Origin of the sequence: Oceanobacillus sp. FSL K6-3682 (genome assembly GCF_037976165.1) — a bacterium.
In the GTDB taxonomy this organism is placed as follows: Bacteria; Bacillota; Bacilli; order Bacillales; family Amphibacillaceae; genus Oceanobacillus; species Oceanobacillus sojae.
The window spans coordinates 1,982,691-2,000,316 of record NZ_CP150263.1 but is presented as its reverse complement, the minus strand read 5'-3'; the positions used below and the strand labels follow the sequence as shown (position 1 = coordinate 2,000,316).

The following is a 17,626-nucleotide window of genomic DNA, read 5'->3' as shown; positions in this document are numbered from 1 at the left end:
TATTATGACTGCATCGACAAAGAAAAGAGCTATTACCGCAACAGATTTTCAGAATATTAAGGTTCTTAGCGAGCCGCAATTTATTTCAGAAGACAGGTATAGTTATGTCACCACATTTGTTAATGAAGATAAAGAATATGAATCACAGGTTTATGTACATAATCTTATCGATGATTCACATAAACAGTGGACTTCAGGAAGTCATCGAAATCATACGTTTTGCGTTTCTCCAAACAAGGAAAAAGCCTTCTTCCTTTCCAATCGCAGCGGTGCTTCACAAATTTGGCTGACAGATATGGATGGCGGGGAAGCAAAACAAGTTACTACATTTCCAAATGGTGCTTTCTCACCTGTCTGGTCAGAGGATGGAAAATCTATTTTATTCTGCTCCTACCTTGAAAAAGATGATGATATTTCTGCTTTAAAAGAATTAAATAAAGAAGAAAAAAAGGCAAAGCAAAAAGAAGCGCAGACAAAGCCGCTGGTTGTGGACCGCCTAAGATATAAATCAGATGCACGAGGATTCCATGATAATTCCAAAGTTCAAATTATTCAATATGATCTAACATCAGGTACTTTTCATCAGCTGACGGATAAAGAGGCTGATCACCACTTGGTGGATGTTGCTCCTGATAACAAAACGCTTATCTTTGCTGCTAATTTGGAGGAAGATGCTGATTCTTCACTGGTTTCTGATCTGTATTTACTTGAATTGCAATCGAAAGAAATAACCAAATTAACAGACAGTAAAGGAAGCTATCACGGGGCATCCTTCTCGACAGACAGTAAAAAAATTGTTGCTTACGGTCACGGATTTGAATATGCTGGTGCTACATTGACAAAGCTGTTCATATACGACGTAGAGAGTAAGGAAAGAATGCTCCTGTCCAGAGATTGGAGCATCCAGCCCGGAGATACAATGGTCGGAGATACACGTCTTGGCAGCTCGGAAGCTGGTCCTGTCTGGTCTGAGGACAACGAATCTATTTACTTTGTCGGGTCAGATAATGGAACCGTTTCTTTATATGAAACAGATTTAGAGGGTAATTTAAAAATACGCTACAGCGATAATAATCATCTATTCGGCTTTTCTTATAACCCGGATACTAAAAGCTTTATATTAGGAATCAGCCTTCCGACAGATCCTTGTAATTTTTACAAACTGTCAGCAGACGGTACATTAGAGCAGCTGACAGATGTAAATAAAACATTTATCAGTGAGATAGCTTTAAGCAGTCCGGAGGAGATTACTTTTACTTCAAGTGACGGTTTAGAAATACAGGGCTGGCTGCTTCGTCCATACGGTTTCCAGGAAGGTAAAAAATATCCTTTTGTATTGGAGATTCACGGCGGTCCGCATGCCATGTATGGACAAACCTTCTTCCATGAGCTGCAGCTTCTGGCAGCTAAAGGATATGTTGTACTTTATACAAATCCCCGCGGCAGCCATGGTTATGGACAGGAGTTTGTCAATGGTGTGCGTGAGAACTATGGTAAAGGGGATTACCACGATCTGATGGAGGCTGTTGATTATTGTCTGGAACAGTATTCCTTTATTGATGAAAATCGCTTAGGTGTGACAGGAGGCAGCTATGGCGGGTTTATGACAAACTGGATTGTCGGTCATACAAACCGCTTTAAAGCAGCTGTTACACAAAGGTCCATTTCCAATTGGTTAAGCTTTTATGGTGTAAGTGATATCGGCTTCTTCTTTACAAAATGGGAGCATGGTGTGAACTTAATGGAGGATCCGACAGAGCTTTGGGATATATCTCCGTTGAAATATGCAGAAAACGTGGAGACACCACTGCTTATTCTGCATGGTGAAAAAGACTACCGCTGTCCAATTGAGCAGGGCGAACAATTATTTATTACCTTAAAATATTTAAATAAGGAAGTGGAATTTATCCGGTTCCCGAATGCTAACCATGAATTGAGTCGAAGCGGCAATCCTACACTTCGGGTAGCCCGGTTAGATAATATATGCCGCTGGTTTGAAAAGTATCTCTAATAATGAACTCGAAAAAATAGAGGCGACAGCTCCTGTCAGCCTCTATTTTTATGGTTTTAGATACATAATGCTTTCTTTCCGGTAATTGTTATCAAGCCTCACACTTTTATTGGTTAAATAGGATTACACCAGATAATGATGCTGATATCATTAGGAATTATCCCTGCGTGCAGGCAGTTTTTTCTGTTTATTTACAAGGTAACACTGTCAACTTTATTCATTGTTTTTAAATATTCTTGTAAAGATTGAATATCCTTCTGCTCTAGATGCTGGTATTTCCATACAAGCTTTGCCGTTTCCAGACTGGTAAAGTAAGGAATATTCAATTGAATACAAAGCTCTCTAAGCTGAAAGCCGAATCGTTCTTTATCTCTTCCGATACTTGGAATATTAATCACATACCCCGGTGGATCATGCAAAAACAGCTTTTTGAGATCAGCTATTTCACGATCCGCAGTTATAGAAGGAATTTGATTGTTTTCCAGATATGTGCTTGTTCCCTGAGTAGCAATGATTTCTGTTTTTTCGGCAATTTCCTGAATAAACGGTATGCTTTCTTCCTTATGGTGATTGCTAACTGATACAAACCACTTTTTTGTGTTATTCAACTTATGCTGAGAAAGTATGACCGCTTTTCTAATTGCCTTTTCCAAAGTAACGTCCATACCGATTGCTTCCCCGGTTGATTTCATTTCCGGTCCTAAAATATGATCGACACCTTTTAATTTATTTTTAGAAAAGACAGGTGCTTTAACTGTATAATAATCCGGTTCTTTATAAGCAGAGAATTCCTTCATAAAGACTTGCAGGGACTCACCTATTTGCGCATTTACTGCTAAAGCAACCAGCGGAATTCCTGTTACCTTGCTTACTACCGGCACAGTGCGGGAAGATCTCGGATTTACTTCAAGGACATATACTTCTTCCTGATAAATGACAAACTGGATATTCATCATTCCGACAATTGGCAGCTCTGTGGCAATTTTTTTCGAGATGTGATAAATTTGTTCCTTTTGCTGATTTGTTAATGTGATCGACGGGAATACGCTCGTACTGTCCCCCGAATGAACTCCTGCTTTTTCAATATGCTCAAAAATCCCCGGAATAATCACATTTTCCCCGTCACTCACTACATCTACTTCACATTCTAATCCTGGCAAATACGAATCCATCAATAATGGCCAGCACTGGTCATAGGTATCTACCTGCACTCTCTCTACGTTACTGATTAACTCCTCCTTGTTGTAGCAGACAAACATTGACTGGCCGCCAATAACATAAGAAGGACGGATTAAAACAGGATAACCAAGCTGATAAGCTGCTGTTTTCGCCTGTTCAGCACTATGCACAATTTCTCCGTGTATATGCGCAATATTTAATTGCTCTAAAAAAGCATAGAATTGTTCCCGGTCTTCCATTTTATCCATGTTTTCAGGAGTAGTACCTAAAACAGAAACACCTGCTTCTTTTAACTGCTCCATTAAATTGATGGCCGTCTGTCCGCCAAACTGAATAAGGACTCCTTCAATCTGCTCTATTTCCATCACATTTAACACATCTTCAAGAGTCAGCGGTTCAAAATAGAGACGGTCTGCCACTGTAAAGTCTGTACTGACTGTTTCCGGGTTATTATTGATCATTACCGCTTCATAGCCGGCCTTCTGCAGAGCCTGCACAGCATGAACAGAGCAATAATCAAATTCAACTCCCTGCCCGATACGGATTGGTCCAGAGCCGATAACAAGTACTTTCTTCTTATCAGACACGGGAAGCACTTGATTAAAATCTGACCAGGTTGAATAAAAATAAGTGGAATTTTTACCCGAAGTACCTGGACATGTATCGACAAAACGGTAATTAGGGGAAAGACCGTGATTTTTATAATATTGACGTAAACCTGCAGGCTGGATATCAAATAGCTGAGCCAGGCGTACATCACTAATATTATATTGCTTTGCCTGTAATATTAATTCTTCTGTTATATTCCCCCACCCAGTTGCTGCTAAATTTTTTTCCAGCTCTATCATTGCTGCAATCTTTTCTAAGAAATAGGGCTGAATTAAAGTCAGTTCAGATACCCTTGCAATAGAAATTTGACGCTGGAAGGCCTCTGCAATTGCAAAGAGACGTAAATCATTTGGTTCTTCAAGCAGCGCCATTAATTCTTCCTCCGATTTTTCTGCAAAAACCGGCCAGTGCAATGATTGAACATTCATTTCCAGCGAACGGACTGCTTTATTTAATGCACCTTCGAAGGTTTTATCCAAAGACATAACCTCCCCCGCTGCTTTCATCTGTGTCCCCAGACTGCGATCTGCTTCTGAGAACTTGTCAAATGGAAAACGTGGAATTTTCACAACCGTATAATCTAAATCAGGTGTAAAATGAAGGTAGGTTGCTCCGCTGACTGGATCCACTAATTCATCCAGATGATAGCCGACTGCACATTTTGCTGCTACTCTTGCAATAGGATAGCCTGTTGCTTTAGATGCTAATGCTGAAGAACGGCTGACACGGGGATTTACCTCGATAATACAGTATTCATTCATTTCCGGATGCAGGGCAAATTGAATATTACAGCCGCCGACTACTTCCAATGCCCGAATAATTTTTATAGATGCGTCACGCAAGATTCTGCTTTGTTCTGGTGTTAATGTCTGAGCCGGAGCAACAACGATTGAATCACCGGTATGAACCCCGACCGGATCAACATTTTCCATATCACAAATAATTTGACAGGCATCACTTTCATCACGCATTACTTCATATTCAATCTCTTTCCAGCCTTTGATACTGCGTTCTACAAGCACCTGGTGTATAGGACTTAAATGGAGGCCTTTTGCTAATAAGTCACAGAATTCTTCCTTGTTATTCGCAAATCCCCCGCCTTCCCCGCCTAATGTATAGGCTGGACGGAGAATAACCGGGTAACCAATCTGCTCAGCGAAAGACAGACCATCCTCTATATTCGTCACAATTTGTGATTCAGAAATAGGTTCCTGGATGGCAATCATTAAATCTCTGAACTTTTCTCTGTCTTCTCCTTTTTGAATAGAAGCAATAGATGTTCCCAGTAATTCTACATTATATTTTTCCAAAATTCCTTTATCATGAAGCTCCATGGATAAATTCAATCCTGTTTGCCCACCCAAGGTTCCAATTAAACCATCCGGTTTTTCTTTTTCAATGATTTTTTCGACCACCTCTACCTCTAATGGTTCTAAGTAGACCTGGTCTGTGATAGCTTCATCTGTCATAATAGTCGCGGGATTGTTATTGATAAGAACTACTTCCAGCCCCTCTTCTTTTAAAGCAAGACAAGCCTGTGTTCCTGCATAATCAAACTCTGCTGCCTGCCCGATAACAATTGGTCCCGAACCTAAAACAAGCACTTTCTTAATCCCTGGATGTATAGGCATATATTATTCTCCCTTCTCCTCTAAATCTGCTGCAATAGCCGTTATCACTCCGATAAAAGTGAATAACTCTTCTTTCTCTGTTGTTAATGGAGGTAAAATACGCACAACATTCTCCCCTGCTGTTAAAACAAGAATTTGTTTTTCTCTTAATTTTTCGACCCAGACACCAGCTTTATTTTCAACTTCCAATCCGATTAAAAATCCTTTTCCTCTAACCGCTTTAATGAGTGAATTAGTTTCTGCCAGCTTCGTTAACGCTTCTGTTAACAGCAGGCTTTTCTCCTGTAACCCTTCTAAAAAATTAGTATCTGTAATTTGCTCCAATGTAGCCAGCCCTGCTGTTGCTGCCAAAGGATTTCCGCCAAAGGTACTGCCATGCGTTCCGGGAGAAAAACTCTCTGCCGCTTTGTTTTTTGCTAATAATGCTCCAATAGGAAAACCAGAGCCTAAGCCTTTAGCCAAAGTAATCGCATCCGGTTCTATTTCATATTGCTCGTATGCAAAAAGAGATCCCGTTCTGCCGATTCCTGTCTGGATTTCATCAACCATAAACAAAATATCCGCTTCCTTGCAATACGCATATAGAGTTTTTACCCACTGCACATCTGCCGGATGAACCCCGCCTTCTCCCTGCACAAGCTCCAATAAAACACCTGCTGTTTTATCGGTATCTATTTGCTCAATTGCCTCCTGCTGATTAAACGGTAAATAAGTAAACCCGGGCGTTAATGGCGTAAAGCCGTTATGAATTTTCGTCTGTGCAGTTGCCGCCATTGTCGAACCAGTTCTTCCATGAAAGGAATTTGAAAAGGTAACGATTTCTGTTCTTTCCGGCTTCTGATGGTCTTTTGCATACTTTTTAGCTAATTTGATAGCCGCTTCATTCGCTTCTGCGCCACTGTTACAAAAGAATGCCTGGTCGAAGCAGCTTAAAGAAGCTAATTTCTCAGCCAATGCTTCCTGCTGAGGAATCCGGTATAAATTAGAAACATGCCATAAATTCTCTAATTGCTCTGATATTTTTTCCTGCACATAATCTGGTACATGTCCCAGACTGCATGTAGCAATCCCTGATGTATAATCAAGATATTTCACACCCTGATCATCCCATACATAGCTTCCCTTACCTTTTAAAATAGTAATTGGCAGGCGTTGATAGTTTTTCATTAATGCTGATGTTGTCATTGTACTAGACATGTTCTGCAATCTCCTTTTCTCTTAAAATAGTTCCTACCTTTTCACCATCTAAATATTTTAAAATATTATCAGGCTCCAGGCCGTTTAAAATCACAGATTCTTCTACGCCCCCCTTTAAACTTGCCAGTGCAGAGCGCACTTTGGGTATCATGCCGCCATAAATTACTCCCGAAGCTATCATTGCTTCCACATCATTCTTTGTTAAATGATGATAAATAATTTCTTTCTGGTTGATTGTTTCCATTACTCCGGGGATATTGCTGATTAGAACAAGCTTGCAGCCTAATGCCTCTGCTACAGCTCCGGCTGCTGTGTCACCATTAATATTTAAACGGCTTTCCCCTTCACCTGCTGCAATCGGAGAAATAACGGGGATGCCCCCCTCTTTCAGTATCATGTCAATCCAGGCTGTTTCCACTTTTGTGATTTCTCCCACTAATCCCAGCTTTCCATTATGAATAGGTTTAGCCTGCAGCAGCCTGCCGTCTACGCCGCTTAATCCGATTGCTTTTCCATTCTGTCCCTGAAATAAACCGACAATCCGTTTATTGATTGTTCCGCTCATAACCATCTGTGCTACTTCCAATACTTCTTCTGTAGTAACACGAAGCCCGTCAACAAAAGTACTTTCAATATTCATTTGTTTTAGCGCCTGATTGATTTCCGGCCCGCCGCCGTGAACAATCACAGGATCACAAATCCCTTTTTCCTTCAAATCAATCAACAGCTGATAAAAGGATTTCGGCAGCTCCTGTAATATACTTCCGCCTATTTTAAATACTGCTTTTGTCATTAAAACACCTCATGTCCGATAGGATGCATTGATTTTTACGTAATCATAGGTTAAATCACAGCCCCATGCTGTAGCTTTTTCTGAACCATCCTTAAGCCTGATAAAAAGCTGGACCGTATCCTTGACCAATTCTTCCACACAGTTTGGTTCATGGAAGGACAATAATTGACCATCCTCAATAATACGTTCAGAGCCGATGGCAATGGATAGACTGTTCTTATTAAAAGGCACACCGCTTGCCCCAAGCGCACTGACAATTCTTCCCCAATTGGCGTCCTCTCCGTAAATTGCTGTTTTAACAAGACTTGATGCAATCACAGCCTTAGCCATCTGCGCAGCCTGCTCCTCTGTCTCAGTGCCTTCAACTGTGACCTCCACAAGCTTCGTTGCCCCTTCTCCATCCTTGGCAATCATTTTGGCAAGCTCCCGGCTGACAAATTGCCATGCCTCCATAAATCTGTTCCATTCTGGATGCTTCTGATGAAGTGTTTCGTTATTCTGCATTCCATTAGCTAATATCAGCACCATATCGTTTGTACTGCAGTCACCATCCACGGTAATACGATTAAACGTCTGATTAGTAGATTGCTTTAATCCGTGCTGGAGGCTCTCTGCTTCCACCTTGGCGTCAGTCGTAATAAAGGAAAGCATTGTCGCCATATTCGGGTGAATCATGCCGGAGCCTTTGGCAGCACCTGCAATCGTTATCGGCTTTCCATCTATTTCAACCTCTACCGCTATATGCTTGGTTTTCGTATCCGTTGTTAAAATAGCATGCTCAAAAGCATCTGCATCTTTATTTTCATCAATTCGTGCTATTGCTTCTTTTATCAAATTCATCGGCAGCATCTCACCAATAACACCTGTTGAAGCTACAGCTACCAGAGAGGGATCAACACCTGTTTTTTTTGCAGCCAGCTGCTGCATTTGAACAGCATCCTGATAGCCCTGCTCACCTGTATAGGAATTGGCATTCGCTGAATTCACAATAATTGTCTGCAGCTGATCAGATTGCTTTAATGCTTCCTGTGTAATCTGAAGCGGAGCAGCTTGAAAAGTATTCTGTGTATAAACACCTGCAGCAGTTGCTGGAACTTTCGAATTAATCCACCCAAAATCAAGCTTTGATCTGCGCAATCCGGCATGAACACCTCCTGCTGTAAACCCCTTGGGCTGATCGATATGTGCATTTTCTATAATCTTAAATGGCTTTAATAAAGTCTGTTCCATTTATTCTCCTCCTATCGAGTGCGTGTTCAAAAAGTCCGATAAATAGAACCAATAAGTTCAAGGCGACGAGCTTTTTACGAACGGACTTTCACAGCATGTGATGACTTCTGTGTTATCCACAGGAAGCGGACTGTCTTAACAGAAGTTCCTCTATGCTTTTAAATGCGTGAGTAACGCTCTTGGTGGGACGAGTAATCGCAGTCCCAGTCCCATCGGAAAAAGCTCGTCAACGCACTTCTCACGTGTTGCGGTGGCTTCTACGTTGCCCACACGACGCGGGCGTTCTTAGTAGAAGATCCTCTTATCGCCGTGTCATCTTTATTGAACTTTTTGAATATCCTCCTATTTACGGAAATACCGGTATAAATTCCAGTCCCATAGTCTCTTCCCATCCGTTCATAATATTGGCATTTTGGATTGCCTGGCCGGCAGCTCCCTTTACCAAATTATCAATCGCTGATACAACCACAAGGCTATTTGTCCTCTCATCCACATATGCCCCCATATCACAGAAGTTGCTGCCCGCTACCCCTTTCGTTGTCGGGAATATTCCCTCCGGTAAAATCCGGACAAAGGATTTTTCCTGATAATATTCCTCAAGATAATTTAAAATAGAAGCCGTTGTTTCCCGCTGTTTTATATCCGCATATATCGTACACATCAGGCCTCTTGTCATTGGAACTAAATGCGTTGTAAAAGATACTTTTAAGTCTTTTCCAGCAAACTTTGAAGCATAACGTTCAATTTCCGGAATATGCTGATGCTGCCCAATTTTATATGGAATAACATTTTCATTTGTTGTAGAGAAATGTGTTTTTTCACTCAGCCCTTTTCCCGCTCCGGATATTCCTGTTTTTGCATCAATGCGAATCCCTTTCGTCTGAATCTTATCCCCATCGATAAGAGGGATTAACGCTGACAAAGCAGCAGTTGGGAAACAGCCTGGATTAGAAATAATAGAAGCTGTTTTTATATCCTCTGTAAAAATATCACTAAGACCAAACACCGCTTTTTCCAAGACCTCCGCCGAGGCAGGCTCTTTTCCGTACCATTCACTGTATTCCTCCCCTGTCAGCCGGAAATCCCCTGATAAATCAATACATTGAACGGAAGTGTCCTGGAAAGAAGGGATAATATTCTTAGCGACACCCGCTGGAGTTGCTAAGAATAAAATATCAATCTCTTTTTTCAGTTCCTCTAAATCTAGTGATTCCATCTTTTTAGTAATAATTACCGATAAATGAGGATAAGTAGATGATAAATCCTCCCCTGCTTGTGATTGCGAGATAATTTTAGTAAGCTGGATTTCTTTATGCGATTGGAGGAGTCTTATAAGCTCAATTGCCCCGTAACCAGTTCCTCCAATAATTGCTGCTTTTTTCAATAACCTTCTCTCCCTTATCTGAAAAATTAATTATTAATCATTATAAATTTTTATGTATGTTTATGCAAGAGAATTTATAAATATTAATAAATTTTCTTTAAATAACGAGTTAACACGTATAAAAAATGTATAAAAAAAAAGACATCGACCAGCTGATCAATGTCTTTTTTTATTTCATTCTAATATAATGCCTGCCTATTTAACCGGAATCCAAATTTCTGAATAATAGTTCTCTTCAGAAGCATCACCATCTGAATACACTTCTAATTCTGGTGTACCTGCATGCTCATAATTACTAGACGGAAACCATTCTGAAAATATTTGCTTCCACACTTTTTGAATAGCATTAGGCATTGCTCCATGAACTTCAAATATCGCCCACTTAGATGCCGGAATCTCCGTGGCTTCAAACCTTTCTGGTGTTTCATTCTGATAAGCTGTTCCAATCCAATAGTCAATGGATTTATCATTTTTATCATCACATACACCTATAACACCTTGTACTGGTCCATTATTCAGACTGCTTAATAATTCATCTGTACCATCTGTATGCGCCAACTGCCACATCTCAGAAATTCCAGTCAGATTTTGCTCGTTAATTAATGAAAATTCTTTTCTTACTCCAATCACCTTAAATGCCTCATGGTCAACAATCTTGTAGTTCATAGGATTCTCCCCTTTTAAATTCACCTGAATAACCAGGCGGTTATATGATGTGAAGTTTCCTGAATACTTCCGCGCCTCTCTTGGTGTAATTCCATGCTGTTTACGAAATGCTTTCGAGAAAGCTTCCGGGGTTTCATACCCATATTTGTGGGCAATATCTATAATCCTTTCATCTGATTTTCTTAACTCATTGGCTGCTAAGGTCAGGCGACGCCGTCGAATATACTCTGCAATTGTGATTCCTGTCATTATATTAAATGTTCTTTGAAAATGAAACACGGAAAAATTCGCCTGCTTTGCAATTTCTTCAATGGATAGCTCCTCCAACATTTTTTCTTCCATATAATTCAAAGCTGTTTGTATTGATTTCACCCACATCAAGTGATTCACCCCTTAATGACATCTTAGCAAGACTTCCCGATGAAATCCTGTTCTTCCGTGCTCACCTTTGACAGATTTATAGGTAACCATCTGCCGCGTCTTTGCTAGTCTTCCTTTACAAAACGCTCTAAAAATTCATCCAAAGTTTTCTTATATAGTGTTTCGTCCTTCACAAAGGATTCTCCATGGCTTGCACCATCCACAAGTAAAAGTTCTTTCTCAGTTTTTGTGTTTTCATAAAGCTCCTCTGTCATTTCTGTCGGCACAAAGACATCCTTTTTTCCATGAATAAATAAAATCGGGACTTTTGCCTTTTCGACCTGATCCAGTGCAGAGGCTTCCTTCAAATCATAGCCGGCCCGAATCTGTGTTACCAGACTGGTAGACGGAATAAACGGGAACGCTGGCAGATGGAACATCCGGTCAAGATGATAAGCGAATAGATCATTGGCATCTGTATAAGATGCATCTGCTACAATTGCTTTCACATTAGCAGGAAGCTCTTCTCCACTCGCCATTAAAACAGTGGATCCCCCCATAGAAACGCCGTGAAGTACAATTTCCGCGTCATCACCAACCCTTTCAATAACCTGATCAATCCAGTTGATTAAGTCCAGACGGTCATGCCAGCCAAAACCAATATAATCTCCTTCACTTTCTCCATGCCCGCGCATGTCTGCAGTAAAAACATTATATCCCAGGTCCTCATAATAATGCTGACCAAATAAAGACATATCCTTTCCGCGCCCTAAGTAGCCATGAGCGAAAATAACTACTTTCTTCGTCGGCTGTTTTGCCTCCAGGTAGTATCCCTGCAAGTCAAGTCCGTCAAAGGAAGTCTGATGCCATGTTTCAAATGGCTGTTCATCCGACCAGTCACGCCAATCTCCCTCCAGTAATATATCCAAAGTCTCTGCCTCAACCTCTAAATCAGTATTTCCGTTCAAAAAATCCTTTACATTACGCTCAACGGCGAGATTATAAAAGAAAACGGCAGCTGCAAAATTTATAATAAGGAGTATGACAACTATCCCTGAAATAATCCAAATCCATTTTTTCTTTTTCTTCACACCATGACCCTCTTTTCTATCTGTCTATCTTTCTATTTCATTATACAAGAAATTCACTTATGTATATAATCCAAGTTATGGGAGATATTATGACATTTTTATAGAATAGATAGGCATTTCTTAAGTCATTCATCTCTTAAATTCTCCTGATTTTTCATACCCTTAGATACATAAAAACGTAGAAGAACCTGTATGAATACAAATTCTTCTACGTTTTATCGACTTTCTTAATTAAATATGACGTTTTTCCATTAAATGAATGCCGATTCCGGTAAATAAAACAGCCATCAATGTCAATATACTGATCGGCTGCAGAAGCTCCGTAAAAGAGTATCCATATACTGCCGCTCCTTGGATAATATCCAATCCATATTTAATTGGATTCAGCTTGGCTAAAAACAGTAAAACAGGATTACTGACAATTTCCAGCGGCCAAAATGCCCCGCCAATCATCGCTAAACTTACTGTAATAATGCTGATTGCTGCATTAAATTGCTCCACATTTTTAACAAGCGCTGTAATTAAAATTGACATAGCAACAATTGCTAAAGCATATGGAATTAACATCAGTAAGATTTCAATCATCTGATCATTGAAGGTAATCCCTCGCCAGAAATAGAAGACACTGAAAATAATTAAAATTTGCAGATATCCCTCGATAAAGCTGTATAGCAGATTAGCAATATACATTTCTGATTTTTTTACCGGCGATAAAATTATTCGGTCCCAGACACCCATCCGCTTCTCTGTCAAAATTTTCACTACTCCATATGCAATGGTATAAATTGCGAAAAATAATGCAAAGCCGCCGATACGATGAACATTATCATCGTATTTCCACGACTCTTCCCCTGAAAAGCTGTTTACAGCCAAATCGAATGTTCCATCAGATAATGTTTCTTTGTAGGCTGAAACAGCTTGATCTGCCTCCATCCCCGCTGCATCAGCTGTATCTTCGATTAACGTTTCCTGAATATCTGTTGTATATACCTCCTGAACCGTTTGTTGAATCAGACCAGCATTCGGTGATTCTACACCTACTAAAATATCAAACCGATTTTTAGATAAAATGACACCCGTATCTGCTTCGCCTTCCCTGAGCTCTTCTTCTAACGTTTCTTTATCTACTGGATAAAATTGAAAAGCCTCCTGTTGTTCAAGAAAACTCTGATAGCCGTCAGCTCCTTCTTCTACATATACCGGTACCGGAAGACCTCCTCCCCCGCCACCAACGTTCATAGATGAAATCACCCAGGCAAATACAATAGACATTCCTGTAAAAAGGAGGAAAGTAAATGGATTACGAATAAATTCACGTACCCGCGCTAAGAGTATCCCTTTCATCGTGTTGACCCCCTTTTTGGAAAGCTCATTGCAGCCACAATAATCATTACAACACCAAAACTGATCATATAGATAAGATAATTGGCAACATCCTCCAAGCCGCTCCCACGGAGTATTTGGATATAAGCACTCAATCCAGATCCGTTCGGCGTCAAATTACCTAAGCGCGCTATGGTTTCCGATAATTCTCCAATTGGGAAAAAGCTTCCTCCGATAAATGCTAAGATAGAGGTTACTACTCCTGAAAAAAATCCGATGATCGCATCTGATTTAAAACGGTAGCTGATAGCCGTCAATAAAACAGTAATTCCCCCTACAGCAATAGCATAAGAGATGGTAGTAATCAAAAATGTCAGAATGTCATTGAAACTAACCTGGAATACAAAATACGAAAAACAAAAGAGAAATAATAATTGAATAAAGGCAATAATCGTACCCGAAATTAAAATACTAAGGAAATACAGCCACCTTGACATATCGCCGACAATAATACGATCAAATACCTGATCCTGTCTTTCTCTGGTTGCAAAGAATCCAATTGTGGAAGCAACATATAATCCGGTAAAGACAGCCATTGCTATGGTATAATAATCGCGCGAAGAAATCGGCTCCATTTGATCAATTTGTGTTTGCTCCCCGACACTTGCTGCCGCCTGCATTTCTTCCATGTCTACATCAAGACCATTCTGCTGAAGGAAGGTCTGTGTTGTCAGATTCTCATCAAATTGTTCTAAAATTTGCGATAAGACAGATGAATAAATGCCATCTTCCTGATTGACATGCAACGTTATTTCAGGTCTTTCACCGCCTTGTTCAGAGATACTCTGCAACATATCATAGGTGAAGTTTTCCGGAACCTCGATTAGACCTGAATAGGAATCATCTGCAAGCACATCTGCTTTTTCATCTTCATGAATAACATTTAATTCGATCATTTCCTGCAAATCTTCCCCTTGAAAAATATCCTCTCTAAGCATCGTAATCATTTGCATATCTTCACTGTTACCAAAAGTCTCTGCCGGTACACCAAGCGCATCCATTTCATTAATAAATCGCTCTATCTGTTTCGATTCATCCTCATGCTCCAGCCAGGCTACTTTTAATTCAAGTTTTGGACTGCCACTTTCCATAAAGCCAGCTAATGCAATACTTAAAATAAGAATGAGTATAATCGGTAATCCCAAAAGTAAAAAAATTTGGACTGGATTACGCCATAGCAGGAGCAATTGTTTTTTAATTAATTGAAATAACATAGAAACCCCTCCTTTAATCGCGTAATGCTCTTCCAGTTAAGTGCAGGAACACATCTTCTAATGTCGGGGACTTTACATGCAGTGAGCGTAAAGCAATCCCGTATTCTTCCGTCATGGAAATAATTTCGGAAAACAGATTGACTTCCTTTGGTGTAATTAATGTAATCTCATCTTCCTCAACATGAACCTTCGTAATGGATTCATGTCCCTTTAACTGTGCAATAAACATACTGTTCCAACGATCAGCCTGAATGGAAATTGTATTTTCTGAGGAAAGAATCTGCTTAATTTCCTCTTTGGTACCAGAAGCAATTAAATTCCCCTGGTCCATAATGTAAATACGATCACACAGATAATCGACTTCTTCCATGTAATGACTTGTATAGACGACCGTCATTTGGTGCTCCTTGTTCAAACGCTTTACCGTCTCTAAAATATAGCTTCTTGATTGCGGATCAATTCCCACAGTCGGTTCATCCATAATCAGGATTTGGGGATTATGAAGCATCGCAACTCCAATGTTCAAGCGTCTTTTCATTCCACCTGAAAAAGAATCCACAAGTGCTTTTCTTTTCTCTGTTAAACCAATCAGCTCTAAAATTTCATTGACACGCTGTTTTAATTTTGATCCTTTCAATCGATAGATTCTTCCAAAGAAAAGCAGATTTTCCTCCGCTGACAGCTGCGGGTATAGCGCAATTTCCTGGGGAACAACCCCGATGGCTTTCCGTAACGGAGCAGGCTTTTGGATAACAGACTCTTTTAAAAAACGCACGTCTCCCTGTGTTGGTTCAATTAACGTAGAAAGTATAGAGATCGCCGTTGACTTTCCAGCTCCATTCGGCCCGAGCAACCCAACAATCTCCCCTTGTTCGATAAACATATTTAATGACTTTACTGCTTCTATTTTTTTAAAACGCTTTGAAATATCAACTAATTCCAGCACGATATTCCCTCCTCACGAGAATCTACTTATATTTTATAGTCTTTTGAAACAAAGAAACACTACCTCTCGTCACTAATCACTCTGAAAAAAAGTGACTCCAGTCATTTTTTTGAGATAATAGAATAGAAAAACAGCAGAGCTGAAAAATCAGTTCTGCTGTTTTAAAGTTTATAATGCTTTTTCATTCTTAAATTGCCGCTGTGACCAAACCAAAGTAATAACAGATACCAGTGCAATACTGAATAGAAAAATTAAAATCCCCATTTGCTGCTCATAAACCGGGTCGAACGGTAAAAAGCCTATATAAAATTCATCGGGCATCTGCAGGTCAACTGGAATACAGACTTTTAATGATTCCAGAAATACAGCAGGATCATTGTAAGTTTGATAAATACCTGTACTTGCTAATAATCCATAAAAACAATATGGCAGAAAAGCAGAAATTTGTATCGCCATTGCATACCATCTGACACGATTATCCAGCCAATAATAGAAAAATGCAGACCAGAAATTTAAAGCTGCTATAAATAAACCCAGCATAAAGAAATGATTCCAATATAACTCCATACGGGCAATGTCAAACATAAATGGCATATGATAGCTGTAAAAAAAGACAGTCAGTATTATAATAGCTGCTGCCGGTTTTCTGAGATAATCAAGCATTCTCTGCATCCAGCTTATTTTTTGGCTGATCCACGATTTCGGTCTCCAGCCAATAACCAGCAGCGGTGCTGCCACAAACAGCAAGCCGACAATTTGATACATATGCGCCTGCAGTGTCAGTCTGCCAATAATATTCAGCGGACTTCCTGCAGCTAAAAATAGAACAGTCATACCCAATAGGAAAGAGATTGTATGTATCGCCTTGACTTTCCCCTTGGAAGGAATCATAAAAAAGTAACAAATAATAATAAATGCACAAAATAAGAAGATTCCGCCGTTCCACAGTGTAGAAAAATGAAATTCATCTAAAAATATTTCAATCATAAATCCTTCACCAAACTTCAATTAAGATTACTTCAACCTTGAACTACTCGTTATTAAAATCTCAAAGTGTTTCAAATTTCCGATGACAATATAAGTCAACTTCATTCTCATCAGAGCTTAAGACCGGGACGAACCCCCGCAAAACAATCATTGGCAAAACACCCGGCCATCTTGTTCGCTAATACAGATGGATGAGGCGAAACCCGCTGTACCCTCAACACTGATGTTCCTTGTTTCATTATAAAATATGCAACACCTGACATCCGTAGAAAAACGTACAATTTCTTGACATTCTCTTTCAGGAAATGTCATGCGTTACTGCATAAATAGCAAGCTGTGTCCGATCTCTCTGACCTGTCTTTTGAAGAATAACAGAAATATGATTTTTAACAGTTCCTATGGATAGATACAGTTCCGCAGCGATTTCTTTATTCGTTTTTCCCTGTCCAATCCGTTTCGTAATCGCCCGCTCTCTTTCCGTAAGATCAACATGCGGGGCGGCAGCTGCTTTTTTAGATTGCTTCAATAATCTCGGCATTACTTTTGCTGTTACTTCGTCATGCAGCACTACGCCGCCCTTCATCACACTGTAAACAGCTTCAATAAGCTTTTTTCCGTCAGAGGTTTTCAATAAGAAACCGCTCGCTCCTTCGTTAAGCGCTTCCAGTGCATATTCATCATCGTTAAAGGTGGTTAAGATTAAAATAGCTGTTTCTGGCCACTGATCTTTTATTTTTCTCGTTGCTTCAATTCCATTCATATCCGGCATACGGATATCCATAAAAATAACGTCAACTCGATGAGCTGCCATCTTCTCTATAGCCTCTAATCCATTACTTGCTTCACAGCTCACACGGATTTCGTTATCCTGTTCGAGAATCATTCGCAATCCTTGCCGTACAATCTCCTGATCTTCTACAAGCATAACGTGAAACATCCATTATC

At 39.9% G+C, this 17,626-nt stretch carries 13 protein-coding genes; 1 reads left to right on the top strand and 12 read right to left on the bottom strand.

What is annotated here, in order from left to right:
- The first annotated feature begins 4 nt into the window (after positions 1-4).
- On the top strand, positions 5-2,011 hold the full coding sequence (locus MHH51_RS10065) for a S9 family peptidase (protein WP_339285888.1): 2,007 nt from the start codon (positions 5-7) through the stop codon (positions 2,009-2,011).
- A 191-nt stretch (positions 2,012-2,202) separates the two neighbouring features.
- Here the strand turns inward: MHH51_RS10065 and carB are convergent, their stop codons facing one another.
- From carB to MHH51_RS10005, 12 genes are all read right to left on the bottom strand, one after another.
- The gene (gene carB / locus MHH51_RS10060; RefSeq protein WP_339285886.1) at positions 2,203-5,430 is read right to left on the bottom strand and encodes a carbamoyl-phosphate synthase (glutamine-hydrolyzing) large subunit; all 3,228 of its coding nucleotides are present in this window, start codon (positions 5,428-5,430) and stop codon (positions 2,203-2,205) included.
- A 3-nt stretch (positions 5,431-5,433) separates the two neighbouring features.
- On the bottom strand, positions 5,434-6,627 hold the full coding sequence (locus tag MHH51_RS10055; RefSeq protein WP_339285884.1) for an aspartate aminotransferase family protein: 1,194 nt from the start codon (positions 6,625-6,627) through the stop codon (positions 5,434-5,436).
- Positions 6,620-7,420 (bottom strand): acetylglutamate kinase, encoded by an 801-nt coding sequence (gene argB, locus MHH51_RS10050; RefSeq protein WP_147208239.1) that lies wholly within the window; start codon positions 7,418-7,420, stop codon positions 6,620-6,622. Before argB ends, MHH51_RS10055 begins: the two co-directional genes overlap by 8 nt.
- A gap of 9 nt (positions 7,421-7,429) precedes the next feature.
- Entirely contained in the window at positions 7,430-8,650 is a 1,221-nt protein-coding gene (gene argJ / locus MHH51_RS10045; protein ID WP_339285881.1) for a bifunctional ornithine acetyltransferase/N-acetylglutamate synthase, read from the bottom strand.
- A 346-nt stretch (positions 8,651-8,996) separates the two neighbouring features.
- Positions 8,997-10,034 (bottom strand): N-acetyl-gamma-glutamyl-phosphate reductase, encoded by a 1,038-nt coding sequence (gene argC, locus MHH51_RS10040; RefSeq protein WP_339285880.1) that lies wholly within the window; start codon positions 10,032-10,034, stop codon positions 8,997-8,999.
- Between the two features lie 195 nt (positions 10,035-10,229).
- Complete coding sequence (locus tag MHH51_RS10035; protein WP_147208245.1) at positions 10,230-11,081, bottom strand: AraC family transcriptional regulator; 852 nt, start codon at positions 11,079-11,081, stop codon at positions 10,230-10,232.
- A 104-nt stretch (positions 11,082-11,185) separates the two neighbouring features.
- Positions 11,186-12,151 (bottom strand): alpha/beta hydrolase, encoded by a 966-nt coding sequence (locus MHH51_RS10030; protein ID WP_147208247.1) that lies wholly within the window; start codon positions 12,149-12,151, stop codon positions 11,186-11,188.
- A gap of 231 nt (positions 12,152-12,382) precedes the next feature.
- On the bottom strand, positions 12,383-13,495 hold the full coding sequence (locus MHH51_RS10025; protein WP_339285879.1) for an ABC transporter permease: 1,113 nt from the start codon (positions 13,493-13,495) through the stop codon (positions 12,383-12,385).
- On the bottom strand, positions 13,492-14,748 hold the full coding sequence (locus MHH51_RS10020) for an ABC transporter permease (RefSeq protein ID WP_339285877.1): 1,257 nt from the start codon (positions 14,746-14,748) through the stop codon (positions 13,492-13,494). Before MHH51_RS10020 ends, MHH51_RS10025 begins: the two co-directional genes overlap by 4 nt.
- A 13-nt stretch (positions 14,749-14,761) precedes the next feature.
- The gene (locus MHH51_RS10015) at positions 14,762-15,694 is read right to left on the bottom strand and encodes an ABC transporter ATP-binding protein (RefSeq protein WP_147208253.1); all 933 of its coding nucleotides are present in this window, start codon (positions 15,692-15,694) and stop codon (positions 14,762-14,764) included.
- 168 nt (positions 15,695-15,862) lie between these two features.
- A complete protein-coding gene (locus tag MHH51_RS10010; protein ID WP_147208255.1) occupies positions 15,863-16,681 on the bottom strand; it encodes a cytochrome c oxidase assembly protein in 819 nt (272 codons plus the stop codon).
- A gap of 298 nt (positions 16,682-16,979) precedes the next feature.
- On the bottom strand, positions 16,980-17,618 hold the full coding sequence (locus MHH51_RS10005) for a response regulator transcription factor (protein WP_147208257.1): 639 nt from the start codon (positions 17,616-17,618) through the stop codon (positions 16,980-16,982).
- Positions 17,619-17,626: the final 8 nt, after the last annotated feature.